This is a genomic window from Paracoccus aerodenitrificans (assembly GCF_027913215.1).
In the GTDB taxonomy this organism is placed as follows: Bacteria; Pseudomonadota; Alphaproteobacteria; order Rhodobacterales; family Rhodobacteraceae; genus Paracoccus; species Paracoccus aerodenitrificans.
Genome location: NZ_CP115784.1, coordinates 1,929,661 through 1,953,909 on the forward strand (window position 1 = coordinate 1,929,661; position 24,249 = coordinate 1,953,909).

Here is a 24,249-nt window from a genome sequence, read left to right on the forward strand (position 1 = left end):
CTCTTGTTAACCAAAGCGCAACCCGAGAAAAACAGTCAGGAACATCATGGCCGACCATAATCTCGATGATATACTGGACCGCCTCGACGCCGATTTGCCGCAGGCTCTGGACCGCCTCATGGAGTTTCTGCGCATCCCGTCAATCTCGACCGACCCGGCTCATGACGGCGATGTCAGGGACGCTGCAAGCTGGCTTCGGGATGAGCTGACCGGGCTTGGTTTCAGTGCCGAGATCCGGGACACGACCGGGCATCCGATGGTTGTGGCCAAGACCGCGCCCGGCGATACCAGACCCTTGCTTTTCTACGGTCATTACGATGTGCAGCCGGTAGATCCGCTGGAATTATGGACAACCCCGCCCTTCGAGCCTGCAATCGAGGATAGCGATGACGGTCAGGTCATTCGCGGGCGTGGTGCGTCCGACGATAAGGGACAGTTGATGACCTTCATCGAGGCCTGCCGGGCATGGAAAGCGGTGAACGGCGATCTGCCTCCGGGGCTGGTCCTGCTGTTCGAAGGCGAAGAGGAATCTGGATCGCCCTCTCTGGTCCCCTTCCTGAAGGCGAACCGCGACGAATTGGCGCAGTCTCTGGCGCTGATCTGCGATACCGGGCTGTCATCGGATGGCAGACCCGCCATTGCCACCCAGCTACGCGGGCTTGTTGGGGAAGAGGTGATCATCCGGGCCGCCGATCGCGATCTGCATTCGGGCAGTTTCGGCGGGCTGGCTGCGAATCCGCTTCAGATCCTGTGCAACGCGCTTGCGGCTCTGAAGGATGAGAACGGCCGCGTGACACTGGACGGGTTCTATGACGGCGTCGAAGATCTGTCTGACGCGCTGCGCCGGGACTGGGAGGCGCTTGATTTCGACGCCCAAGAGTTCCTGTCCCGCGTCGGGCTGAAGCATCCTGTCGGAGAAAAAGGCCGCCTGCCGCTGGAAATGGTCTGGAATCAGCCCACGGCGGAAATCAACGGTATAACCGGGGGCTATACCGGAGACGGTTTCAAAACCGTCCTTCCCGCAGAGGCCCGCGCCAAGATCAGCTTCCGCCTGACCGGCACGCAGGACCCGGCCCGGATCCGCGACGCCTTCCGCGCCCATATCCGCGCCCATCTTCCTGAGGATTGCTCGGTCGAGTTCCACGAACATGGCGGCTCTCCGGCCTCGGTCATGGACACATCGGATCCGGCTTTCGAGTCGGCCAAAACCGCGCTGACCGAGGAATGGGGGCGTGAGGCGGTGTTTATCGGCATGGGCGGCTCGATCCCGATTGCAGGGGATTTCAAGCGCATTCTGGGGATGGATTCGATGCTGATCGGTTTCGGTCGCGACGATGACCGCATCCACTCACCGAATGAGAAATACAATGTCGAAAGCTTCTCGAAAGGGGCGAGAAGCTGGGCGCACATTCTGGCCTCATTGCGGTAACGGTCTCGGCGGAGGCCCTTCTCAGGGCGCAGCCGCCGGTGACATGCTTCGGTTCAGGGCCGATATCTCATCGCCGTGCCTGCCAGTCGCTTCAGCATCTGGCAGGTCCTCGTTTACCGGAACATGCGTCGCTTAACGCGAAAACCTGTTCCCTATCGCTCCGCCGCGCTCATTGCATCTGAGAGGATCGGGGCAATCATCCGGCTTGCCTCTGGTCCGGTCAGTTCCGAATGCAGGAAGGGCAGTTCATGCGGGACGATATTCCGCGCATAGGCTTGCCAGCGATCCGCGATCAGATCCGGGCGGTCCCTGTGATCCCGGCCCGCCCGGAGATGGATCAGCTCTCCGTCATAGCGCCGGTGGTGATGCGCCCGCAGAAGCCGGTTATTGCCCGACACGACCCGCACCACACCGTCCAGAACCGGCCCGGGCAATGATCCAAGCGCCGAGCCGCTTTGGCGCAGGAACTCCGTCACGGCCCCGGCGCTGTCCAGATTTTGATATGCATCCGGGTCAAAACCCGCGATCGCCAGCAAGGCCCGCAGCGCCGCCGCATCGTCCGGGTCCGGCTCTTCCCGCCAGACATCCGCCGGATAGGCGTCAAGCAGCGCGACGATCCCGGTCCGGCGTCCCTTTTCGGCAAGGCTGACAGCCACTTCCTGCGCAATGATGCCGCCAATAGACCACCCCGCCAGATGGATCACGCCCTCGGGCTGGCTGAAGGCGATCCGCGCCGCATAATCTTCCGCCACTGACAGCAGGCTGTCAGGCGAAAGCGGCATGGTCAGCCCGGGAGACTGCATCCCCCGCACTGGACGTCTTGGATCAAGTTCCCGCGCCAGATGCCGATAATTCCATGACAATCCCCCTGCCGGGTGGATCACGAACAGCGTATTTCCCGCCCCCTCTGAAAGCCGGATCAACGGAGAAATTCCATAGTCAGGCCCTTGTCCGCGCGTATTCAGCACCCGCGCCAGATCCGCCAGAACCGGATTTTCCAGCACCGCGCCAAGACCGGGATCGTGGCCGAATTCTTCCTCAATGCGCAGGATCAGCCGCACCGCAGACAGCGAATCCCCGCCAAGCGCAAAGAAATCCGCCCCTCGTCCGGGAGATGTCTTCAGGCCCAGAATCTCGGCAAACAGGGCCGCAAGCCGGGCCTCGTCAGCCGTGGCAGGCGCATCGCTTGTATCGGTGAATGCCGGCGCGGGAAGCGCCTTGCGGTCCAGCTTGCCATTCGCGGTGACCGGCAGAGCGTCCAGCCTGACCCAGGCGGAGGGCAGCATATAGGATGGCAGCCTCGCGGTTAAGGCGGCCTCAAGCCCCTCTGTCGCGGCACTGCCTGCGACCCATGCGACGATCCGGTCATCATGCAGCATCACCGCGGCACCCTCGACGCCCGGTTGCTCGCGCAAGGCGGTTTCGATCTCTCCAAGCTCGATCCGCAGGCCGCGCAGCTTGACCTGATGATCCATCCGGCCAAGGAAGATCACCGCGCCGTCTTCCCGCCGCATCGCCAGATCGCCGGTTGCGTAAAGCCTTGTGCCGTCATGCATCACGAACCGTTCCGCCGTCAGATCGGGCCGCCCCAGATATCCCCGCGCCAGTTGCACACCCGACAGGTAAAGCTGACCCGCCAGCCCCGGAGGCACCGGACGCATGAGATTATCCAGCACATGCAGCCCGGTATTCCAGACCGGCCAGCCTATCGGCAGGGGATCGCTGACACCGGCATCGGGCTGGAAAAAGCTGACATCCACGGCGGCCTCGGTCGGGCCATAGAGATTATGCAGCGCACCGCCGATCCTTGCATGAAAGCGCCGCGCCAGATCGGCAGGCAGAGCCTCGCCCGAACAGAAAACGCGCGGGATGGTCAGCCCCTCACTGGCCGGAGATTGCAGAAAGACCGACAGCATCGAGGGCACAAAATGCACAGCCGTAATCCGGTGCTCGCGGATCAGTGCGGCGATGGCAGCGGGATCGCGATGCGCTTCGGGCGGGGCCATGACCAGTGTCGCGCCGGATATCAGCGGCAGAAAGAACTCCCATACCGATACATCGAACGTGGCCGGGGTTTTCTGCAGAATGCGGTCGCGGGCAGTGATGCCGTAATGCTCGCGCATCCAGATCAGACGGTTGACGATGGCGCGGTGTTCGATCACCACGCCTTTGGGCTTGCCGGTCGAGCCAGAGGTGAAAATCACATAGGCCGCATCGCCCGGAGCAGGTCCCTCTGGTGCGGCCCCCGCCTGCGGCCAGTGGCCCGGATGGAAAGCACAGGGCAGATCGCGGTCGGTCAGGATCGCAACCGGATCGGCCTGTTCCAGAATATCGTCGATGCGGGCACGGGGATGCTCGGGATCGAGCGGTAGATACGCCGCCCCGGCCCGCAGACATGCCAGCAGCCCCACGACCAGATCGGTCGAGCGGTCCAGCATGACGGCAACGACGCGCCCCTTCGCGCCCTGCTTTACCAGATATGCAGCAAGTGCAGCGGAGCGCCGGTCAAGATCGGCATAGCTGAGCGTCCCGGCCCCGTCCACGACCGCATCAGCCTGGGGTGTCGCGGTCATCTGCGCGTCGATCAGCGCGGCAAGCGTGGTGTTCGGCAGATCACGCGCCGTATTATTGACCCGTGCGGCAAGAGATTTATCATCCTCACCGGCGGTTGCCACGCGCATCAGGTCGCGGGACGCAATCGCGCCGCGCAGGAAATCCAGCAGACGCGCAGCATGGGCGCGAATCCCCGGCAGGTCGTACAGATCGGGATTGGCGTCGATCTCGAACCAAAGATCCGGCGCGGCATTGCCCCGGAAGGTCAGCGTCAGATCATCCACCGCCCCGGCGCCGAGAATATGCAGATCGACATCGAGCCCGGTCATTTTCGGCGCCACATCGAAAGGCTGGACATTGACCAGAGGACCATAAAGTCGCCGCGCCCCTCCGATCAGCCTCAGATCGCGGCGCAGATACTCGCTGCGATAGCGGCCATTGCGGCGGGCATCGCGCAGCGCCGCGCCGACCGCCGCCAGATATTCGCTGACCGAGCCATTTTCGGGCTGATCCAGCCGCAAAGGCAGCACATTCATCACCATTGCAGGCACACGCGCCGCCCGGGACCCCATGCGGTTCATTGCCGGAACGCCGATCACCGTGTCCGGCCCGGACCACCGCCGCAGCCACGCGCCGCAAAGTGCCGTCAGCGCGTCCGCCCAACTGACGCGGGCCTCATCGGCCAGTTCGCGCAGACCACGGCTCAGATCATGCGGCATGGGTTGCGCATGGCGGATGAAGCGATGCCCGCTGACCGCCCGACCCGGGGCGGGGCCGGTGATTTCGGGCGGATCGGCAAGGCGCTCCTGCCACCATACACGTTGCGCATCGCGGCGCGGATCGACCCGCCACGCGGCATCTTCATCCAGAACACGGCTGAGCGGCGCAAGCGGTGCCGGAGGCTCTGCATCGCCCAGAAATGCCGAATAATAGGCTGCCACCTGATTGGTCAGCAGCACGAAACCATAGCCGTCAATCGCCAGATGATGGACGCGCTGATACCAGAACCAGCGATCCTCACCGATGCGGAACAGCGAAAACGCCGCCACCGGCCCCTGCCTCAGATCCACCGCCTGATCGCTATCGGCCTGCATCCGGGCAAGCGCCTCGGCTTCGGGATGGTCATGCAGCGTCAGATCCGCTTCTTCCATGACCGGAGGCGCATCGAGGCTTTGTTCCGGCCCCTCCTTCCCGTCGCGGAAGATCAGACGCAGCGCCTCTGTCTCGGCAATCGCCCTCTCGACGGCACGGCGGAAGGCGGGCAGATCAAGATCGCCGCGCAGTTCTAGATACTGTCCGGTATTCAGGATCGGGCTGTCAGGGTGCGAGACCTGCGCATACCACAGGCCTTCCTGCGCCTCGGTCAGCGGAAACCACATCTCAGGCAGGCTGTCCATTGGCGGCCTGCCACCATTCCTGCAGGGTCGTCGCCTCGAAAAAGCGGCTGAAATCGGTCTTGAGCCCCTCTGACTCCCACCGCAGCAGAAGATCCATGACGCGCATCGAATCAAGCCCGAGATCCATCAGATTGTCATCATCGCCGATCTCCGACGGCTCGACATGCAGCAGCTTCGCCAGATCGGCCCGCATCTTGTCTCTGGTCATGCGCTTTCCTCTTTCAGCAACTGATCGCGCAGCGCGGCCCGCAGCGCCTTGCGGCTGATCTTGCCGACAGCCGTGGTTTCGAAATTTTCCGTGAACACGATCTGATCGGGGATCTTGAACGCTGCAATGCCCCGGCCGCGCATGAAGGCGCGGATATCGGCGACGCGCGGCTTTTCCCCCTCGGGGATGATAAAGGCACAGCTTCGCTCGCCCAGATGATCGTCAGGGACCGAGACAACCGCCGCATCGAAAATACCGGGATGCGCCAGAAGGTGATCCTCGATTTCCTCGGCAGAGATCTTCTCTCCGGCGCGGTTGATATGATCGCCCGCCCTGCCCTGCACCACCAGATGCCCCGAGGGCAGACGCTTCACGATATCGCCGGTCCGGTAAAACCCGTCCTCAGTGAAGCTGCGGGCATTCGCGGCAGGTTCATTGTGATAGGCGCGGATCGTATAGGGCCCGCGCGTCAGCAGGTTGCCCGGCTGGCCCTCCGCCACCGGATTGCCGTCATCGTCCAGCACCAGCACCTCATCGCCGGGGCTGATCGGGCGGCCCTGGCTTTCGATGACGATATCCTCGGGATCGTCGAGCCGTGTATAATTCACCAGCCCTTCCGCCATGCCGAAGACCTGCTGCAACTGACACCCCAGCTCGGGGCCGATCCGCGCAGCGACCTCCGGGATCAGCTTGGCACCGCCCACCTGCATCACCCGCAAAGAGGACAGGTCAGGCTTCATCACCCGCGCCGCCTGCAACCAGTTCAGCGCCAGGGGCGGAACCAGCCCGGTCATGGTCACGCCATGTTCGGCAATCAGCTCGAACGCCATTTGCGGGGCGGGATTGGGACACATCAGCACTGCCGCTCCCGCCGAGAGCGCACCCAGAAAGCCGGGACTGCTCATCGGAAAATTATGCGCGGCAGGCAGAGCGGTCATGAACACGTCATCCGGTGTCAGCCCGCAGATCCGCGCACTTTCACGGACCGAGTAAAGATAATCGTCATGCGTCCGCGGGATCAGCTTCGACAACCCCGTGCTGCCGCCGGAAATCTGCAGGAACGCCACGCTTTGCGGGTCCGGATCGGGCGGCAATTCGCCGGTATCGGGCAGAGAGGATACAGCCGTGAAATCTCCGCCCTCGCCATGCACGAATACGGGCAGATCCCCGGCCACGCGCCCGGCGAGTTCGCGATAATCGAAGCCCTCGAAACGGTCCTCGATCAGATAGGCCGCGGCCTCCGAGCGTTGCAGGAAATGCGCGATCTCGGTGTCGCGATGGGCGGGCAACGCATAGACCGGGATAAGCCCGGCGCAGAACAGCCCGAAAACCAAAGGCAGGAAATCGGGACCGTTCGGAAGCTGCATCACAACCCGGTCGCCGGGCCGCAGCCCTACCCCGGCAAAGCGCCGCGCATTGGCCTCGGCTTCGTCCAGAAGCTGCCTATAGCTCAGCCTGCGCGGCCCGGTCACAGCCAGACGGTCGCCATGATCTGCGGCGCGGCTGCGCAGAAACGCCGGGAAGGTCTCGCCGGTCCACCAGCCTTCGGCGCGATATCTCTCGGCAAAGCTCTCGGGCCAGATCTGGACGGGTGCGTTACCGCTCATATGCAAACCTCCCGGATACCGGGCAGTGAAGGATAACACCACGCGCCATATTCGCGACCTTTCTTGCCTGTCAGTCGCGTTCTGACTCTGCCGGGACAAAAAGGCAACCAAATCGGTCAGAATTTATGAGCAAAGGCGAGACCGCCACACAGGCCGGACAGCCATGCCACGGCATCTGTACGTCAGCGGCAATAGCTTTGACGGCTGGTCCATCCGGCGATGAGGTTGCGTTTCGATGCGCTCCGCATCGGCATCCAGTCCCGCGCCACACCACCCCAGCCCTGACCGGACCGTGCGACCGCATTATCCCGCCCCACCTGACGCGCGACGATCCGAACGGCGCAGGCCATATTCTCGGATCCGTTCAGCATCGAACCGCTGCACCCGTAATTCCGCGCGGTTGCCGGGGAAATCTGCATCAGCCCGAGATATCGCCCGCCAGCCCCTTTGGCGGCAGGGTTATGACTGCTTTCATACCGCGCCAGAGCCGACAGAAGACCGGCCCAGAAGGCACGGCGGTTTTCCGTGGTCTGGGCCGCATAAGAAGGACAAAACTCCATTACATCCGAAGGCACACGCGACATCAGAGCAGCCCCTTCCGTATCAAGTGCTGCCAGCGTCGCCCGTGTCCATTCGCGGCTTCTATCCGTACCGTCCCAGTGCATTGCGGGAAGCTGACCGGCCTGTGTTCGCCGGGTCGCCGCGACCTGCATTTCTTCGGGCGCGTTCGCCGCCAGTCTCGGCGCCTCAACCGCCGGTTTTCCTGTCGAGGCGCTGTCGCAAGCTGCCAGAGACAGGCAAAGCGCCGCCGCAACCGCGATCCTTGATCCAAAACCCATCTGTCCCATCATGCGTTTATTCTTCTCTGCTTTGCGTTATCCGATACTTGACCAGACGCAAATATCGTTTCGGTAAAAGCTTCGGGAGCACCCTGTCATAAGCTGCGTTAAGCCGTCCCGACCCTGATCAACGTGCAGCGCAGAAGAATATTCGACCGATTCCAATATAGCAGCGCCCCGATTCATGCTGCCGCTATTGCCCGTCAGCGCGGCTCGGCATAGAAACCGGGACAAGCAGACAGGACAGAAACATGCTCGATCATCTCGAATTTACCACCCCTGAACCCAAGCGCATCGCCGGTGCCACCTCGGATTGGGAGCTGGTGATTGGGCTGGAGGTTCACGCGCAGGTCTCCTCGAACGCCAAGCTGTTTTCGGGGGCGTCGACGACATTCGGCGCGGAACCCAACAGCAATGTGGCCTTCGTCGATGCGGCCATGCCGGGAATGCTGCCGGTGATTAACGAATTCTGCGTGGCGCAGGCGGTGAAGACCGGATTGGGGCTTAAGGCAGAAATCAATCTGCGCAGCGCCTTCGACCGCAAGAATTATTTCTACCCCGATCTGCCGCAGGGCTATCAGATCAGCCAGCTTTACCATCCCATCGTCGGAGAGGGCGAAATCATCGTCGATATGGGTCCGGGCATCGCGCGGCGGGTGCGGATCGAGCGCATCCACTTGGAACAGGATGCGGGCAAGTCGATCCACGACATGGATCCGAACATGTCCTTCGTCGATTTCAACCGTACCGGCGTCGCCCTGATGGAAATCGTCAGCCGACCCGACATTCGCGGCCCTGAGGAAGCGGCGGCCTATGTGTCAAAGCTGCGCCAGATCATGCGTTATCTGGGCACATGCGACGGCAATATGCAGAACGGCAATCTGCGCGCCGATGTGAATGTCTCGGTCTGCAAGCCGGGCGATTACGAACGCTATCAGGAAACGCAGGATTTCAGCCATCTGGGCACGCGTTGCGAGATCAAGAACATGAACTCGCTGCGTTTCATCCAGCAGGCCATCGAATATGAAGCCCGCCGCCAGATCGCCATTATCGAAGACGGCGGCAGCATCGTGCAGGAAACCCGGCTTTACGACCCGGACAAGGGCGAAACCCGGTCGATGCGATCCAAGGAAGAAGCGCATGATTACCGCTATTTCCCCGACCCCGATCTGCTGCCGCTGGAAATCGAACAGGCCTGGGTGGACGATATCGGCGCAAGCATGCCCGAACTGCCCGACACCAAGAAAGCCCGTTTTGTCAGGGATATGGGCCTGTCCGAATACGATGCAGGTGTGTTGACCGCCGAGGTCGAGAATGCCGATTATTTCGAGAAAGTGGCGCATGGCCGCGATGGCAAAACCGCCGCAAACTGGGTCATCAATGAGCTTTTCGGCAGGCTGAACAAAGAGGATTTGACCGTCGAGACTTCGCCCGTCTCCGCCGGCCAGCTTGGCGGCATTATCGACCTGATCGCCAAGGGCGATATCTCGGGCAAGATCGCCAAGGATCTGTTCGAGATCGTCTGGACCGAAGGCGGCAACCCCGCCGAGATCGTCGAAAAACGCGGCATGAAGCAGGTCACCGATCTGGGCGCGATCGAGGCTGTCGTGGACAAGATCATCGCTGAAAACCCCGCTCAGGTCGAAAAGGCCAAGCAGAACCCGAAACTTGCAGGCTGGTTCGTCGGTCAGGTGCTGAAGGCGACCGGCGGCAAAGCGAACCCGGCGGCGGTCAACGAGCTGGTGGCGAAGAAGCTGGGCGGATGACGCAACAGGCTCCGGGCAGATGGAAGCTGGCCGGAGTGTTTCTTGCCATCGCATTGCCGCTGATGCTGGCGATCTGGTGGTTCGGCATCGTGAAAGGCGGCAATCCGACCCCGGCATCTGCCGAGATTGCCCTGTCACTCGTCCCGGTTCTGGCAGCGATTATTGCAGGGATGGTCTGGCGTCGTCATTTGCCAGCATATCCGGGATGGGCCATGCGCCGCCCTTATAGCTGGCTGATGGCTGGCCTTCTTTTTGTATCGCAAACGCTGATCTTCGCCCTGATGACCTTCTTCATGATCATCCTGCCGCAGCAGGCGCATAGCGGCGATCTGACCGGGAAAGTCCTGACAACTCTGGTGATGCTGTTTCAGATCAGCACCCTGCCGATTGTTCTTGGCGTCCTGTTTATGCAATTTCTGCTTTGCCTGCTTCAGACCGAAGCCGGGCTGTTCCTCGGGGTCTGGCTTATGGGAAAGTTCAAACCCAATCACGATTCTCCGTCGTAACAGGGCTGGAACTGGACGCGCCGGATGCACTAAGAATCGGACAACACAAAGAGGGACAGCTCATGCAGGAATACGAATACAGCGCCGTACCGGCTCCGGCACGAAGCGAAAAGACCAAGGGCAGCAAAACTCCGGCGGATCGCTATGCTGTGACGCTGACCGAGGCGATCAATGTCATGGCTGCTCAGGGATGGGAATATCTGCGGGCAGAGACCCTGCCGTCAGAAGAGCGCAGCGGCCTGACCGGACGCACGACACTGTTCCATAACCTGCTGATCTTCCGCCGTCCGGTCTCTGCCGGGAAGCGGCGTGCAGATGCACCTGCTGCGCAACCGGCTGCGGCACCGCGTCCCCCTAGCGTGACGCCCCCGGTGACACCCCCAGCAGGCGACCCGGAAGCGACACTGCCGACCAACGCCACCGTAGCGCCGGATGATCGCAAGGCCGATGAGACCGGCTCTCCGATCTTCTCGGAAAAGATGCGGACACCGGAAAAACCCGGGGCAGAATGATCTGCGCGGCTCCGGGGTATTTCTTGCGCCGGGTCCCGCTCAGTGCGGGTTGGCGCTGGAGAACATGTTGATGATCACGACCCCGGCGGCGATCAGCGCAATCCCGATCACCCCCGCCGCGTCAAGATGCTGGTTCAGAAACGCCACGCCGATCAGAGAGATCAGCGCAATCCCAGTACCCGACCAGATCGCATAAACCACCCCCATCGGCATGGTCTGAACCACCACAGACAGCGCATAGAATGACAGCCCGTAACACACCGCCATCACCAAAGTCGGCACGATCCGGGTAAACTGCGCCGATTGCTGCAGCGCGGTCGTCCCGATCACCTCCAGCAGGATTGCGCCGCCAAGCCAGCCCCAGACAGGGATCATATCAGCCTCCCGGCCAAGGAATTCGGGGCGGAATGGGTGATCTCGACTTCAACCAGTTCGCCGATCTTCGCATCTGGTGCCTCGACGAAAACCGAGTGCAGGTAATCCGATTTGCCGACCATCTGCCCGGCCTCGCGGCCCTTCTTCTCGAACAGCACGCCAAGGCGACGGCCCACCATCGATTCCTGCGCGGCTTTTTGCTGGCGGCTCAGCAAAGCCTGCAATTCCTGCAACCGCGCATCGGCGACATCCGAAGGCACTTCTTCGCGCCCCGCCGCAGGCGTTCCCGGACGCGGCGAATATTTAAAGCTGAACGCACTGCCATAGCCGACCTCTTCAATCAGCCGCAGCGTGTCGCGGTGATCCTGATCGGTCTCGCCCGGAAAACCGGCAATGAAATCCGAGGTCAGCATGATATCCGGCCGCGCGGCGCGGATGCGGTCGATCAGGCGCAGATAGGCATCTGCAGTGTGCTTGCGATTCATCGCCTTCAGCACGCGGTCGCTGCCGGACTGAACCGGCAGATGCAGATAGGGCATCAGCTTGGGTTCATCCCCATGCGCCTCGATCAGGTCGTCGGTCATGTCGTTGGGATGGCTGGTCGTATAGCGGATGCGGTCCAGCCCGTCGATTTCGGCAATCGCCCGAATGAGCCGCCCGAACTGCCATTCGCGCCCATCGGCCCCTGCCCCGTGCCAGCCATTCACATTCTGCCCCAAAAGGGTAATTTCGCGCACCCCGCGCGCGACCAGATCGCGCGCCTCGGAGATGATCCGCTCGACCGGGCGCGACACTTCGGCCCCGCGCGTATAGGGCACCACACAGAAGGCGCAGAACTTGTCGCAGCCTTCCTGCACTGTCAGAAACGCGGTCGGCGCGCGGCGGGTCGCGCGGGCTTGCGGCAGATGGTCGAACTTGTCTTCCTCGGGGAACTCGGTCAGCACGCGCGGGCCTTCGCCGCGGGCCATTGCGGGCAGCTTGTGATAACTTTGCGGCCCGACCACCAGATCGACCAGAGGCATCCGGTTCACGATTTCCTCGCCCTCGGCCTGCGCTACGCAGCCCGCCACGGCGATTTTCAGATCCGGCTTTTCCGCCTTGAACGGCTTCAGTCGGCCCAGATCGGAATACAGCTTCTCGGCCGCTTTTTCCCGGATATGGCAGGTGTTCAGCAGAACCATATCCGCCTCGGCCTGATTTTCGGTCAGGACATAGCCATCCGCGCCCATCGCCTCGGCCATGCGCGAGCTGTCATAGACATTCATCTGACAGCCATAGGTCTTGATGAAAAGCTTCTTCGGTTCGGCCATTTTCGGATTCCTTTGCAGCGGGCGTTCTAGCGGAAAGCACCGGCAAAGCAAAGCGGCGCTAGATGAACCCCTGCCAGACCAGAACCCAGATCACGAAGATACCCAGAACAAGCAGACCGAACACCACCGAAGCCGCGAAATTCGTCGCTCTCTGCTGTACCCGCGTGACCCGCCCGAAGGGTTTCAGATAGGCGACCAGATCGGCATGCGCCTGCGCCGCTGCCCGGAAATCGGTCTGGCGGGCGATCTTCGGCGCGTTGGTCACCAGCTCGGCCTCGCGCAGGATTTCCGCCTTTTTCAACAGATTGCGCGGCAAGGCGCCGCCCCGGCGACGGATCATCGTTTCAAGGCTGACATCCTCGCCCCGGCGCACGCCTCCAAGCCGCGTGGCCATCAGCACAGCGACCTCCTCGGCCCAGCTTCGCACGTTTAATGGCGTCATCCTGTCCCTCTTCGTTAAGCGCAGCATAGAGCGGCTGGCGGACACGATCCAGAGCCGCTAGGGTGGCGTTATGATGCTGAACACGATTATTTCCGGTGAGGATAACGGCGATGTGCCCGTGATTCTGGCGCATGGGCTTTTCGGCTCGGCCCGCAATCTTGGCGGTCTGGCGCGCAGGCTTGGCGAGACGCGCAAGGTGATCTCGGTCGATATGCGCAATCATGGCGATTCGCCGCATGATCCCGATCACAGCTATCCGGCTCTGGCCAGCGATCTGGCCGAGGTGATTGCAGCGCATGGCGGCGCGGCCGATGTGGTGGGGCACTCGATGGGCGGCAAGGCCGCGATGGCACTGGCGCTTTCTCAGCCCAAGCGTGTGCGAAAGCTGGTGGTGATGGATATCGCGCCGATCGCATATTCCCACGATCAGATGCAGTATCTGAATGCCATGCAGGGGCTGGATCTGGACGGGCTGAAGCTGCGCTCCGAGGCGGATAAACGTCTGGCAAAGACGGTGGACGATCCCGGTGTGCGGGCATTCCTGCTGCAAAGCCTCGACCTGAAGGCCGATCCGCCGGTCTGGAAACTGAATCTCGATGTTCTTTCGGATCAGATGGACAATCTGGTTGGCTGGCCCGACGGGCTGGACAAAGCGGCATTTGACGGCCCCACCCTGTTCCTTGCCGGCGGAGCCTCTGATTATGCAGCAAAAGGCCCCGCTGCGGATGCGATTCATGCGTATTTCCCGCAAGCCGAGCTTCGCTATATCGAGGGTTGCGGGCATTGGCTTCATGCCGAGGAGCCGACACTTGTCGCCGATGCGGTCACCGAATTCCTGAACTGACCGGGCCGCGGCTTTCGCACTTGGCAGCACCCTCTGGCATAGGGCTGCGATATGGCACCCTGTCCAAGCGCATGGCTTTACAGCCTCTGCCCGTCGCGCTCAAATGACAGACGGATCATCCTGGGTCCAAGCTACCAAGGAGGAGGGAAAATGCATTCATTCAACAAAAAATCACATGTCGTCTCTGCCGCGATATTTGGGCTGTTCGCTGCCATCCCGGCGACCGCCATCGCTCAGCAAGAGGTCACCCCTGCCGAGATTACGATCAGCGAGGCCGAGCAGGCGATGATCGACTGGGTGGATCAGAACCGGCAATCCATCATCGACGAATTGTCCCAGCATGTCGGCATGAATACAGGCACCGAGAATATCGAAGGGATCGACGCCTATCGCGACGTGCTTCAGGCGGATCTGGAAGAACTGGGCTTCGCGACCGAAATCCACACTGCCGATTCGGTCGAAATCCTGACCTGCAAAGGCGGCGAAATGGCGTTTGCGGATAATCTGGTCGGGCGGATCGAAGGCAACTCGCCGCGCCGGATCTTTCTGAACGGTCATATGGACACGGTTTTCCCCGCCGGTGATGAGTTTCAAGAACTCGTGATCGAAGAGGACGGCACGCTGAAAGGTCCCGGCGTGGGCGATATGAAGGGCGGTATCGTGGTGATGCTGAACGCTCTGCGTGCGATCAACGAACAGGGCCTGCTGGACGACGCCAATATCACCGTGGCCTTCAACAGCGACGAGGAAATCGGCTCTCTCGGATCGCGGGAACTTATCCTGGCTCTGGCCGAAGAAAACGATGTCGGGTTGATTTTCGAATCCTCGCCTCCCGGCAAGATGACACGCGAACGCAAAGGCTTGGGTCAGGCCCGGCTGCTGGTTCGCGGGCGCGAGGCTCATGCCGGTGCCAATCACGAAGAGGGCGTGTCGGCCAATCTGGAAATGGCGCATAAGATCATCGAGGTCGAGAAGCTGACCGATTACGACAAGGGCTCGACCGTGAATACCGGCACGATGAGCGGAGGCGAAAAGCGCAACACCATACCGGGCTGTGCGGAGGCCTATATCGACATGCGCTATCTGACGCCCGAGGCCGGTGAGGAACTGAAAGCCGGGATCGAGGAAATCGCCGCCACCACCGTGGTCAGCAACCCCGATTACCCCGATGTTCCGGCAGTCGAAAGCTGGGTCGTGCTGCACCGCCCCGTCAAGGAGCAGAATGACGAGGTGGACGCGCTGATCGCCGAAGCGATGGGGCTGTCAGCTCAGCTTGGCGGAGAGCCGATCACCGAGACCGACGTGTCGGGCGGCGGCACGGATGGCTCGATTGCGCAAAGCGTCGGACTTCCCAGCATTGACGGGTTGGGTGTGATGTCGACCGGCATTCATTCCTCGCGTGAGGAATCCACGGTGGATTCGCTGATCGCCAGCACCAAGATGGCGGCGATCATGATTGCAAGGCAAATCCAGCAGGGCGAATAAGCCTTGCGGCACTGATCTGCGTTACCGGGCGGCGTCCGGCCTTCGCGTCGCCCGGAACCCCAACCGGATCAGCCGGATTCGGCCTGATCCATCGCCTCCAGCGTCGCCTGCCACGCCAGCAGGATCGAGGCATGCCGGTTCGGATAGTCCCGCGCCGGGATCAGCACCTCCAGCCCGTCCCAGGGCGCAGCCGGAACCGGGCCGTTTTCCTTCAGCATCGCGGTCAGCTCCCGCGTGCCGCGTTCGATATCATCGCGGCTCGCCCCCAGCACATTCTGTCCCAGAACCGCCGCCGAGGCCTGCCCCAACGCGCAGGCCCTGACCTCCTGTCCGAAATCACTGATGCGACCGTTTTCCATTCGCAGATGCGCGGTCACCGTCGATCCGCATTGCGGAGAACGTCGCTTTGCGCTGCCCTGAGGGCTCTCGATCGTGCCGAGATGTGGGATATCCGCCGCAAGGGCGAGTATCCGCTTGGAATAAAGCTGCATCATATCGGCGTCGGACATGGTTTCCCCCGCGTGGCTGAATGCCTAGATAGGGATCGGGACCGTGAAAGGAAAGCAAATGCTCGACCCAACCACCCTGCGTTTCGACGCAAACGGGCTGATCCCCGCCATTGCGCAGGATGCGGAAAGCGGCGATGTGCTGATGATGGCATGGATGAATGCCGAGGCCGTAACGCGCAGTCTGCAAACCGGGCGGGTGACCTATTGGTCACGCTCGCGACAGTCATTCTGGATCAAGGGCGAGACCTCCGGCCATGTTCAGAAGCTCGTCGAGATGCGCGTCGATTGCGACCGCGACTGCCTGCTGGTGCTGGTTCAACAGGAGGGACCGGCCTGCCACACCAACCGGCGAAGCTGTTTTTATACGGCGATACGAGATGGTGAGGAAGTCGAGATCATGGCGCCGACGGCGGAGTAGCCCTCGACGCTGGCCCGCCGGGGCTTCGCCCCTTGTTCCGGGCCGGGGTTACATACCCACCATCGCCCGGATTTCTGCCGGACTCACCCCATCATCGCGCAGCGCCCTCAGACTCCGCGCATCGTCGCGCTTGGCCAGCCGCTTGCCGTCCGCATCCCGGATCAGACGGTGATGGTGATATTCCGGCGTCTCAAGATCCAGCAGGCGTTGCAGCAGCACATGGATCCATGTCGAATCGAACAGATCCAGCCCGCGTGTCACCAGATCGATCCCCTGCGCCGCATCGTCCAGCACCACCGAAAGATGATAGGAAGTCCCCATCCCCCGCCGCGCAAGGATCACATCCCCGATCCCTCTCAGAAACGCATCGCGGCTGAGAACATGTACGCGCCCGTCGCGAAAGCTCAGCATATTGTCGCGCAGAAGGTCAAACGCCCGCCCCGTATCCAGCCGGATCACATCCCCGTCGCGCAGATCCCGCATCGGCCTTCCCCGGCAGGTGCCGGGATAGATCAGCCCATCCGGCCCGTGGATCGGCACGCCCTCCTGAGGGGCCGAAAGCGCCCCCTTGATATCACCGCGCGTGCAGGAACAGGGATAGGTCACGCCCAGATCGGACAGATAGGACAACGCGTCCCGATAGATCTCTAGCCGCTCCGATTGCCGCATCACCGGCTGACGCCACTGTAACCCCAGCCACGCCAGATCCTCGAAAATAGCGTCTTCGAATTCCGGCTTGCAGCGGTCGCGGTCGATATCCTCGATCCGCAGCAGAAACTGCCCGGAACTGGATTTTTCCGCCGCCACGAATGCTGAAAACGCGTGGCCAAGATGCAACAGCCCCGTGGGTGAGGGCGCAAAACGGGTACGCGTCACGCCCCTGCCAGCCATGCGCTGAAATCCTGCTTGGCGCGGTTCGTATAGGCCGGATAGCGATCCTTGCGGCCACGCCGCCCGCCCTTGGCCTCGACCGGGGGGAACAGGCCGAAATTGACGTTCATCGGCTGGAAGGTCTTCGCCTCGGCCCCGCCGGTGATGTGGTGGATCAGAGCGCCCATCGCAGTCGTGCCCGGCGGCGGGGCCAGATCACGGCCCGCAGCCTCTGCCGCCGCCATCCGTCCGGCCAGCAGCCCCATCGCAGCACTTTCGACATAGCCTTCCACCCCGGTCACCTGACCGGCAAAGCGCAGATTGGGCCGCTTGCGCAGCCGCATCCGATCATCCAGCAGCGTGGGAGAGTTCAGAAAACTGTTCCGGTGAATCCCGCCAAGCCGCGCGAATCCGGCATTTTGCAGGCCGGGGATCATGCGGAACACATCGGTCTGTGCACCGTATTTCATCTTGGTCTGGAAACCAACAATATTATACAGCGTTCCCAGTGCATTATCCCGGCGAAGCTGCACAACCGCATAGGGTTTTTCCTCGGGCTTATGGGCATTGGTCAGCCCGACCGGCTTCATCGGCCCGTGGCGCAGCGTCTCGCGGCCGCGTTCGCTCATGACCTCGATGGGCAGACAACCATCGAAATAACCGGCGGTTTCGCCCTCGTGGAACTCGGTCTTGTCGGCGGCGAGCAGCGCGTCGATGAACGCCTCGTATTCCTCGCGCGTCATCGGGCAGTTGATATAGGCGGTGCGCTCTTCCTCGGTCTCGCCCTTGTCATAGCGGGATTGCCGCCATGCAATATCCATGTCGATCGTATCGGCATAGACAATGGGCGCGATCGCATCGAAGAAAGCCAGCGACTCTGACCCGGTCTCGGCCCGTATCGCATCGCCCAGTGCCGCAGAGGTCAGCGGACCCGTCGCGATGATCCAGCTTCCTTCGGCGGGCAACGCAGTGATCTCTCCGGTCTCGACGGTGATCAGCGGTTCCGCACGAAGTGCGGCGGTGACATCTGCCGAGAACGCCTCGCGGTCCACCGCCAAAGCGCCGCCTGCGGGCAGTTTATGCCGGTCGGCCATCGCCATGATCAGCCCGCCAGCCTGCCGCATTTCCCAGTGAAGCTGGCCGACGGCGTTATTCTCATCATCATCCGAACGGAAAGAGTTCGAACAGACCATCTCCGCGAAATCGCCGGTCTTATGGGCGAAGGTTTCGACAACGGGCCGCATCTCATGCAGCACGACGGGGACGCCCGCGCGGCTGATCTGCCACGCAGCTTCCGAGCCGGTCAGACCGGCGCCGATGATGTGAACGGGTTCCATGAGCGGGGAGCTAATGGTTGTTGGCTGGCGGTGCAAGCCGAAGGCCTGTGCTGTCCATATCATACGCAGCTAAATCCCACCCGAACATATCCGCACGGCAGAGGGCAGTGTCAGGCCCGGGCGGACGCACCACCTTCGGCCAGAGCACTTTATTGCGCAATCCCGCTGAACGATTGTTCGACACGGACCGGCACCAAAGCGTCCGCCCGAGGGGGCGGCCGGACGCTGCCCGGCGGGGCTGCGCCCCTTGATTCCGGGCATGGAGTCTGGACAACGCCTCGGGACGCAAAAAGGCGCGGGTTTCCCCGCGCCTTTATCGGTCAGTTCAGCTCAGGCTCAGGCGTCCAGCTTCTCGACGCGCTTGGTGCCCTCGACCCGTTCAATCGCGATCTGGCGAGGTTTCAGGGCTTCGGGGACTTCGCGGATCAGGTCGATATGCAGCATGCCGTCCTGATGCGAGGCACCCTCGACGCGGATATGCTCGGCCAGGGTGAAGCGGCGCTCGAAGGCGCGGGTGGCGATGCCGCGATGCAGGAAGCTGCGGCTGTCATCCTCTTCGGCTTTCTTTGCCGAGACGATCACCGAGCCGTCGCGTAGCTCGACATTCAGATCGTCGGCAGCGAAGCCTGCAACAGCGATAGAGATACGATAGGCATCCTCGCCGGTTTTTTCAATGTTATAAGGGGGATAGGACTGGGTTGCGCTGTCTGCAGACAGGGCGCGGTCCATAAGATCGGCCATACGGTCAAAGCCGACAGAGGCGCGGTAAAGCGGTGCGCGATCAAAGCTACGCATGTGATACATCCTTTCGAAGCGATGTCTATGTTATGCCCCCGGACAGCCGGGCGGCGGGTGACAGGACCCGTTCTGGCGTCCCGTGTCAGGAATCTGGGAAGGTTTTTTCCGGTTTCAAGAGGGGGTCAAAAACAGCCGCACAGGGCATACACAGCCCGTACACAGCGCGTGCACCGACCGGCCACCACAGCGGCTACAGCCTCACGCGGGCAGCGCTGCCGGTTTCGGCCCGCCGGTCGCCCAGTCGAGAAGCTCGACCGTGTGGACCACAGGGGTCGCGGTGCCCGATCCGATCTGGACCATGCAGCCGATATTTCCCGCCGCGATGATCTGCGGCGCGGTGGCCTGAAGCGTCGCCAGCTTGCGGCGTTTCAACTCGCCCGACAATTCCGGTTGCAGCATGTTATAGGTCCCCGCCGAGCCGCAGCAGAGATGCGGATCGGCAGGCTCGACCACCTCGAACCCGGCCTGTTGAAGAAGCGTCTTGGGCGCGGTCTTCACCTGCTGGCCGTGTTGCAGCGAGCAGGCCGAGTGATAAGCGACGCGGGCCGGGTGTGGTGTGGTCTGGGGCAGGCCATGCGCGGTCAGGAATTCCGTCACGTCCCTGGCAAGCGCGGCGATGCGGATTGCGTCTGGCTCGATGCTGTCGCCCGCGAAAAGATGACCGTAATCCTTGATCGTCGTCCCGCAACCCGAGGTGTTGACGATCACCGCATCCAGAGCCTCGTGCCGGTCCGCCGCAATCAGCGAGGCGATGGCGGCGCGGGCCGAGGCGCGGCCCTCGCCCTCTCGGCCCATATGCAGGGTCATCGCGCCGCAGCAGCCGAAATTCTGCGGGATCACCACCTCGCATCCGGCGCGGCGCAGAAGGCGGATCGTGGCGTCGTTGATATCGGTGTTCAGCGCCCGCTGCGCACAGCCGATCATCAGCGCCACACGGGCGCGTTTCTCGCCATGCGGCGCGAAGACCTGCGCCCGGTCATTGGGACTGGGCGGCGGCAGGCTGGCCGGGGCCATGTCCAGCATGGCGCGAAGCCGGGCATCGGGCATCAGACGCCGGAACGGTCTGACCAGTTTCGCCCCCAGCATCGCCAGCCGGAACCGGCCCGCATGAGGAACGATTTTCGCCAGCATCCAGCGCAGCGCCCGGTCGCGCCACGGGCGGCGATAGGTGGCCTCGATATGCGCCTTGCCGATCTCCAGAAGATGAGCGTAATGCACCCCTGACGGACAGGTCGTCATGCAAGAGAGGCAGCCCAGACAGCGGTCGATATGGGTGACGGTCCTGTCATCGGCGGGCCTGCCGGATTCCAGCATGTCTTTCAGCAGATAGATCCGGCCCCGGGGGCTGTCGAGCTCATCCCCACGGATCAGGAATGTCGGACAAGTCGCTGTACAGAAACCACAATGCACACAGGAACGAAGAATCTTGTTTGCCTCGGCCAAGGCCGGTTGCTGCAATTGCTCGGGCGTGAATTCGGTTTTCATGATCCACCTGCAAACAGACCGCGTGGGTCGAATTCCGCCCGGATTGCGGCGTTGAGCCGCGCGGTGACGGGATCGGGTGCGGGAAGTGTCTGCACAGTCCCGGCGACGGCATCGGCCTGCGCCCCCGGCGGCAGATCGGGTTGCCAGCCGGGCGCGGCTTCCGCCCAGATCAGCGCCCCGCCCCAGTCGATAGCGTGGCGGCCCGGAAGCCCGGCCAGAAGCTGAGATGCCTGCGAGGGGCGCAGCACTATCCGCCACAGAACGGCGGTTGCCGTCCGGGGATAGTCGCGCAGCGTCCGGAAATCCGCATCGCCTTCGACGATCTGCACATCGCCACGATCCGTAAGGGCGCGGCGCAGCGCAGAGGCGCGGTATTCGACCGATCCCGGCAACCCCTCCAGCCGGAGGATGACCGTCCGGTCCGGCAGGCGGCCCGCGCCGGTCACATCGAACGGGCCGGTCAGCGCCACGGTCATCGCCGCGATGGCACCGGGATCGTTCAGCCCGCTCAGCCGCAATGTCGCGCGTTGCGGCGGGACCGGCGCGGTTTTCAGCGCGATTTCGGTCAGCGCACCAAGCGTTCCGCGCGACCCCGCCGCCAGCTTGACCAGATCATAGCCGGTGACGTTCTTCATCACCCGGCCACCATTGCGGATCACCTCTCCGCTGCCGGTGACCATGCGCAGTCCGATCATCGCATCGCGGCACGCCCCGGCAGAGACCCGGCGCGGACCCGAGGCATTGCTGGCCGCGACGCCTCCGATGGTCGAGCCGGGGCGCGGGTCGGGTTCAAACCCCAGCATCTGTTTTTCCGAGGCAAGCGCCTTGTGCACATCGGCCAGCAGCGTGCCTGCGCGGACAACAAGGGTGAGCGCCTCGGGTTCGTAAAGCGTGATGCCGCTGAGGCCGCGCATGTCGATGCGGGCGCCCTGCCCTTCGCCGGGGCGCAGCCTTGTGGCGCCCCCGGTGATCGAGAGGGTTCCGTTTGCGGCGCGGATCATCGCGGCGAGATCGGCTTCGCTGTCAGGCCGCATGGCGGTCCCGGCGCGGGGCGGATGTCGCCAGCGGAAACACCTTGGCCGGGTTCAGCAGCCAGTGCGGATCGAACACATCCTTAATCCGCATCTGTATTTCCAGATCGGCATCGCTGTATTGGGCGCTCATAAGCTCGCGCTTTTCGACACCGACGCCATGTTCTCCGGTCAGGCAGCCGCCAACCTCGACACAGAGGCGCAGAATATCCGCGCCAAGCGCCTCGCAGCGTTCCAGATCGCCGGGGGCGTTGGCGTCGAACAGGATCAGCGGGTGCATATTGCCGTCGCCCGCATGAAAGACATTGGCGACGCGCAGACCGGCTTCGGCTGACATTTCACCGATCCTTTGCAGGACATGAGGCAGTTGGCTGACCGGAATGGTCCCGTCGAGGCACATATAGTCGCTGATCACGCCCATCGCGCCGAAGGCGGATTTGCGGCCCAGCCAGATGCGGCGCGATTCCTCTTCGCTGCGGGATTCGCGGAATTCCAGAGGGGCGAAGCGGTGGGCGATTTCGCCTATAAGGGAAAGCTGTTCCGTTATTTCGGGTTCGGAGCCTTCGACCTCGACGATCAGCAGCGCCTCGCAATCGGGATAGCCCGCGCCGCAGAAATCCTCGGTCGCGTGGATGCAGGGACGGTCCATATATTCGATGGCGACGGGAAGGATGCCAGAGCGGATGATGGCGGCGACGCAGGCCCCGGCGGTTTCGGCGCTGTCGAAGGCGATCAGGACGGGGCGTGCGCCTTCGGGTTTCGGCAGGATGCGCAGCGTGGCCTCGGTGACAATGCCAAGCTGGCCTTCCGATCCGCAGATCACCCCCAGCAGATCCAGCCCCGGGCCTTCGCCCATCGGGCCGCCCAGTTCGACGACGCTGCCATCCATCAGCACCACGGTCGCACCCAGAAGGTTATTCGTCGTGACTCCGTATTTCAGGCAATGCGCCCCGCCGGAATTCATCGCGATATTGCCGCCGATGGCGCAGGCAAGCTGGCTGGAGGGGTCCGGGGCGTAGAAAAAGCCCTGCCCCTCGACCGCGCCGGTCACGGACAGGTTGGTGCGCCCGGTCTGGACCCGGATCAGACGGTCATCGGTGCTGATTTCCAGCACCCCGGTCATCCGCGCCAAACCGATCACCACCGCATCCGCTGTGGGCATCGAGCCGCCCGCAAGGCTGGTCCCCGCCCCGCGCGGCACGACCGGCACGCCTTCCTCATGGCAGATGCGCAGTACCGCCGCGACTTCCTGCGTTGTCGAGGGCAGCACCACTGCCAGAGGGGCGCAGCGATAGGCCGACAGCGCGTCGCATTCATAGACCCGCGTTTCCGCCGGATCGGTGATGACCGCCGATTTATCCGCCACGGCCCCGGAGAGACGCGCCGCGATATCGTCGCGACGCGCGATCACGCCCGCATCGGGGTCGGGCATCTGCATCAGGATTTCGCCGCAGAGATCATCCGGGCGATTTCGTCCTTCAGATGCGCACGTTTGCGGCGCAGTTCGGTTTCGTGGTCTTGGCTGGTCGGCTTGACGTTCGTTTCCGCCGCCGCGACCTCATCATTCACCGCATCATATTCATCGAGCAGACGGGCGAAATGCTTGTCCGAGACCTTCAGGTCGTGGATGATTCCGGCATCGTTCGGGAATTCTTCGTGAATGGCGTGGGATGCGGCCATGATACCCTCCTGCGTGTTCAGTTAATACTTAGACATCAGCGGGGCCGTCTTGCAACTGCGACAGTCTGGCCCATCTGCCGGGAGGGCGGGATTGCGGCTGGAAAACGCAGCGCAACCACCATAACAATCCGGTCATGATACTACCTGATCACCTTTGGGTTCTGGCGCCCTCTGATATTGCCGCGCTTTGCTGGCTGTTCGTGGCATGGCTGGGGATCGGCCATATCGTGCAGCACCCGCCTGCCGGACGGCCCTCGGTCAGCATGCTGATGGTGAATTACCGTCATGAGTGGATGCGGCAGTTCATTACCCGCGACCCGCGCATCTTCGACAGCGCCATTCTGACGACATTGCGCGAGGGGCCGACCTTCTTTGCCTCGGCCTGCCTGATCGCCATTGGCGGCGGCATGGCGCTTGTCGGCAATCCCGAGCAGCTTCGGCAGGTCGCCGGAGAGCTGGAACTGGGACAGGCCCCGACCGTGCTGTGGCAGGTCAAGGTGATCACGGCTTTGTTCTTCGTGGCGAATGCGCTGTTGAAATTCATCTGGTCGCACCGGCTTTTCGGGTATTGCGCGATCCTGATGGCCTCGGTGCCGAACGATCCGGCAGACCCTCTGGCCGCGCCACGGGCGCATCAGGCGGCCGAGATCAATGTGACGGCGGCGAAAAGCTTCAATATCGGTCTGAGGAACATTTACTTCGCTCTGGCCGCACTTGGCTGGCTGGTCGGGCCGTTGGGGCTGGCGATCACCACGACAGTTGTGCTGGCGGTGACCTGGCGGCGCGAGTTCGCCTCGCATTCGCGCACGGTGATGTTGCAGGATCTGCCGCCGGTCGGGCGGATCTGA

Annotated in this window: 23 protein-coding genes; 8 read left to right on the forward strand and 15 right to left on the reverse strand. The window is 62.7% G+C overall.

All coding sequences use genetic code 11. The features are described 5' to 3' along the window. Window positions 1-46: 46 nt before the first annotated feature. A complete protein-coding gene (locus PAE61_RS10850) occupies window positions 47-1,429 on the forward strand; it encodes a dipeptidase (protein WP_271112402.1) in 1,383 nt (460 codons plus the stop codon). A 152-nt stretch (window positions 1,430-1,581) separates the two neighbouring features. Here PAE61_RS10850 and PAE61_RS10855 read toward each other — a convergent pair whose 3' ends face one another. From PAE61_RS10855 to PAE61_RS10870, 4 genes are all read right to left on the reverse strand, one after another. Continuing rightward, entirely contained in the window at window positions 1,582-5,379 is a 3,798-nt protein-coding gene (locus PAE61_RS10855) for an amino acid adenylation domain-containing protein (protein ID WP_271112403.1), read from the reverse strand. Next, window positions 5,363-5,587 carry a phosphopantetheine-binding protein gene (locus PAE61_RS10860; protein WP_271112404.1) on the reverse strand — a complete coding sequence of 75 codons (225 nt, stop codon included), beginning with the start codon at window positions 5,585-5,587 and terminating at the stop codon, window positions 5,363-5,365. The genes PAE61_RS10855 and PAE61_RS10860 overlap by 17 nt, the downstream gene beginning before the upstream one ends. Continuing rightward, a complete protein-coding gene (locus tag PAE61_RS10865) occupies window positions 5,584-7,194 on the reverse strand; it encodes a (2,3-dihydroxybenzoyl)adenylate synthase (RefSeq protein ID WP_271112405.1) in 1,611 nt (536 codons plus the stop codon). The genes PAE61_RS10860 and PAE61_RS10865 overlap by 4 nt, the downstream gene beginning before the upstream one ends. A 182-nt stretch (window positions 7,195-7,376) precedes the next feature. Further along, window positions 7,377-8,045 carry a transglycosylase SLT domain-containing protein gene (locus PAE61_RS10870; protein ID WP_271112406.1) on the reverse strand — a complete coding sequence of 223 codons (669 nt, stop codon included), beginning with the start codon at window positions 8,043-8,045 and terminating at the stop codon, window positions 7,377-7,379. A 239-nt stretch (window positions 8,046-8,284) separates the two neighbouring features. Here PAE61_RS10870 and gatB point away from each other — a divergent pair, with 239 nt between their 5' ends. The 3 genes from gatB to PAE61_RS10885 all read left to right on the forward strand — a co-directional run bounded on the left by gatB (window position 8,285) and on the right by PAE61_RS10885 (window position 10,817). Continuing rightward, complete coding sequence (gatB, locus tag PAE61_RS10875) at window positions 8,285-9,799, forward strand: Asp-tRNA(Asn)/Glu-tRNA(Gln) amidotransferase subunit GatB (RefSeq protein ID WP_271112407.1); 1,515 nt, start codon at window positions 8,285-8,287, stop codon at window positions 9,797-9,799. Then, window positions 9,796-10,305: a hypothetical protein gene (locus PAE61_RS10880; RefSeq protein WP_271112408.1), complete on the forward strand. Its 510-nt coding sequence runs from the start codon at window positions 9,796-9,798 to the stop codon at window positions 10,303-10,305. The genes gatB and PAE61_RS10880 overlap by 4 nt, the downstream gene beginning before the upstream one ends. 62 nt (window positions 10,306-10,367) lie before the next feature. Next, window positions 10,368-10,817 carry a DUF4177 domain-containing protein gene (locus tag PAE61_RS10885; protein ID WP_271112409.1) on the forward strand — a complete coding sequence of 150 codons (450 nt, stop codon included), beginning with the start codon at window positions 10,368-10,370 and terminating at the stop codon, window positions 10,815-10,817. A 39-nt stretch (window positions 10,818-10,856) separates the two neighbouring features. Here the strand turns inward: PAE61_RS10885 and PAE61_RS10890 are convergent, their stop codons facing one another. The 3 genes from PAE61_RS10890 to PAE61_RS10900 are packed head-to-tail and all read right to left on the reverse strand — an operon-like array spanning window position 10,857 to window position 12,944. Next, window positions 10,857-11,192, reverse strand: a complete 336-nt coding sequence (locus PAE61_RS10890; RefSeq protein WP_271112410.1) for a DMT family transporter — start codon at window positions 11,190-11,192, stop codon at window positions 10,857-10,859. Continuing rightward, window positions 11,189-12,502: a tRNA (N6-isopentenyl adenosine(37)-C2)-methylthiotransferase MiaB gene (gene miaB, locus PAE61_RS10895; RefSeq protein ID WP_271112411.1), complete on the reverse strand. Its 1,314-nt coding sequence runs from the start codon at window positions 12,500-12,502 to the stop codon at window positions 11,189-11,191. The genes PAE61_RS10890 and miaB overlap by 4 nt, the downstream gene beginning before the upstream one ends. Window positions 12,503-12,560: 58 nt before the next feature. Further along, a complete protein-coding gene (locus tag PAE61_RS10900) occupies window positions 12,561-12,944 on the reverse strand; it encodes a hypothetical protein (RefSeq protein ID WP_271112412.1) in 384 nt (127 codons plus the stop codon). Window positions 12,945-13,017: 73 nt separating this feature from the next. Here PAE61_RS10900 and PAE61_RS10905 point away from each other — a divergent pair, with 73 nt between their 5' ends. Then, on the forward strand, window positions 13,018-13,788 hold the full coding sequence (locus PAE61_RS10905) for an alpha/beta fold hydrolase (protein ID WP_271112413.1): 771 nt from the start codon (window positions 13,018-13,020) through the stop codon (window positions 13,786-13,788). Window positions 13,789-13,938: 150 nt separating this feature from the next. Then, window positions 13,939-15,273, forward strand: a complete 1,335-nt coding sequence (locus PAE61_RS10910; RefSeq protein ID WP_271112414.1) for a M20 family metallopeptidase — start codon at window positions 13,939-13,941, stop codon at window positions 15,271-15,273. 68 nt (window positions 15,274-15,341) lie between these two features. Here PAE61_RS10910 and PAE61_RS10915 read toward each other — a convergent pair whose 3' ends face one another. Then, on the reverse strand, window positions 15,342-15,782 hold the full coding sequence (locus tag PAE61_RS10915) for an iron-sulfur cluster assembly scaffold protein (RefSeq protein ID WP_271112415.1): 441 nt from the start codon (window positions 15,780-15,782) through the stop codon (window positions 15,342-15,344). A 58-nt stretch (window positions 15,783-15,840) separates the two neighbouring features. Here PAE61_RS10915 and hisI point away from each other — a divergent pair, with 58 nt between their 5' ends. Then, on the forward strand, window positions 15,841-16,200 hold the full coding sequence (hisI, locus tag PAE61_RS10920; protein ID WP_271112416.1) for a phosphoribosyl-AMP cyclohydrolase: 360 nt from the start codon (window positions 15,841-15,843) through the stop codon (window positions 16,198-16,200). Window positions 16,201-16,248: 48 nt separating this feature from the next. Here hisI and gluQRS read toward each other — a convergent pair whose 3' ends face one another. From gluQRS to PAE61_RS10955, 7 genes are all read right to left on the reverse strand, one after another. Further along, window positions 16,249-17,091 (reverse strand): tRNA glutamyl-Q(34) synthetase GluQRS, encoded by an 843-nt coding sequence (gene gluQRS / locus PAE61_RS10925; RefSeq protein WP_271112417.1) that lies wholly within the window; start codon window positions 17,089-17,091, stop codon window positions 16,249-16,251. Then, window positions 17,073-18,407 (reverse strand): methylenetetrahydrofolate--tRNA-(uracil(54)-C(5))-methyltransferase (FADH(2)-oxidizing) TrmFO, encoded by a 1,335-nt coding sequence (gene trmFO / locus PAE61_RS10930; protein WP_271112418.1) that lies wholly within the window; start codon window positions 18,405-18,407, stop codon window positions 17,073-17,075. Before trmFO ends, gluQRS begins: the two co-directional genes overlap by 19 nt. Before the next feature lie 336 nt (window positions 18,408-18,743). Beyond that, window positions 18,744-19,202, reverse strand: a complete 459-nt coding sequence (locus PAE61_RS10935; protein WP_271112419.1) for an Hsp20 family protein — start codon at window positions 19,200-19,202, stop codon at window positions 18,744-18,746. 201 nt (window positions 19,203-19,403) lie between these two features. After that, window positions 19,404-20,690, reverse strand: a complete 1,287-nt coding sequence (gene glcF / locus PAE61_RS10940) for a glycolate oxidase subunit GlcF (RefSeq protein ID WP_271112420.1) — start codon at window positions 20,688-20,690, stop codon at window positions 19,404-19,406. Next, window positions 20,687-21,724 carry an FAD-binding protein gene (locus PAE61_RS10945; protein WP_271112421.1) on the reverse strand — a complete coding sequence of 346 codons (1,038 nt, stop codon included), beginning with the start codon at window positions 21,722-21,724 and terminating at the stop codon, window positions 20,687-20,689. Before PAE61_RS10945 ends, glcF begins: the two co-directional genes overlap by 4 nt. Next, a complete protein-coding gene (locus PAE61_RS10950) occupies window positions 21,714-23,159 on the reverse strand; it encodes an FAD-linked oxidase C-terminal domain-containing protein (RefSeq protein ID WP_271112422.1) in 1,446 nt (481 codons plus the stop codon). The genes PAE61_RS10945 and PAE61_RS10950 overlap by 11 nt, the downstream gene beginning before the upstream one ends. Then, the gene (locus PAE61_RS10955) at window positions 23,159-23,401 is read right to left on the reverse strand and encodes an HP1242/YdcH family protein (RefSeq protein ID WP_271112423.1); all 243 of its coding nucleotides are present in this window, start codon (window positions 23,399-23,401) and stop codon (window positions 23,159-23,161) included. Before PAE61_RS10955 ends, PAE61_RS10950 begins: the two co-directional genes overlap by 1 nt. 134 nt (window positions 23,402-23,535) lie before the next feature. Between PAE61_RS10955 and PAE61_RS10960 the strand changes: the two genes are divergently transcribed. Then, window positions 23,536-24,249 carry a DUF599 domain-containing protein gene (locus PAE61_RS10960; protein ID WP_271112424.1) on the forward strand — a complete coding sequence of 238 codons (714 nt, stop codon included), beginning with the start codon at window positions 23,536-23,538 and terminating at the stop codon, window positions 24,247-24,249.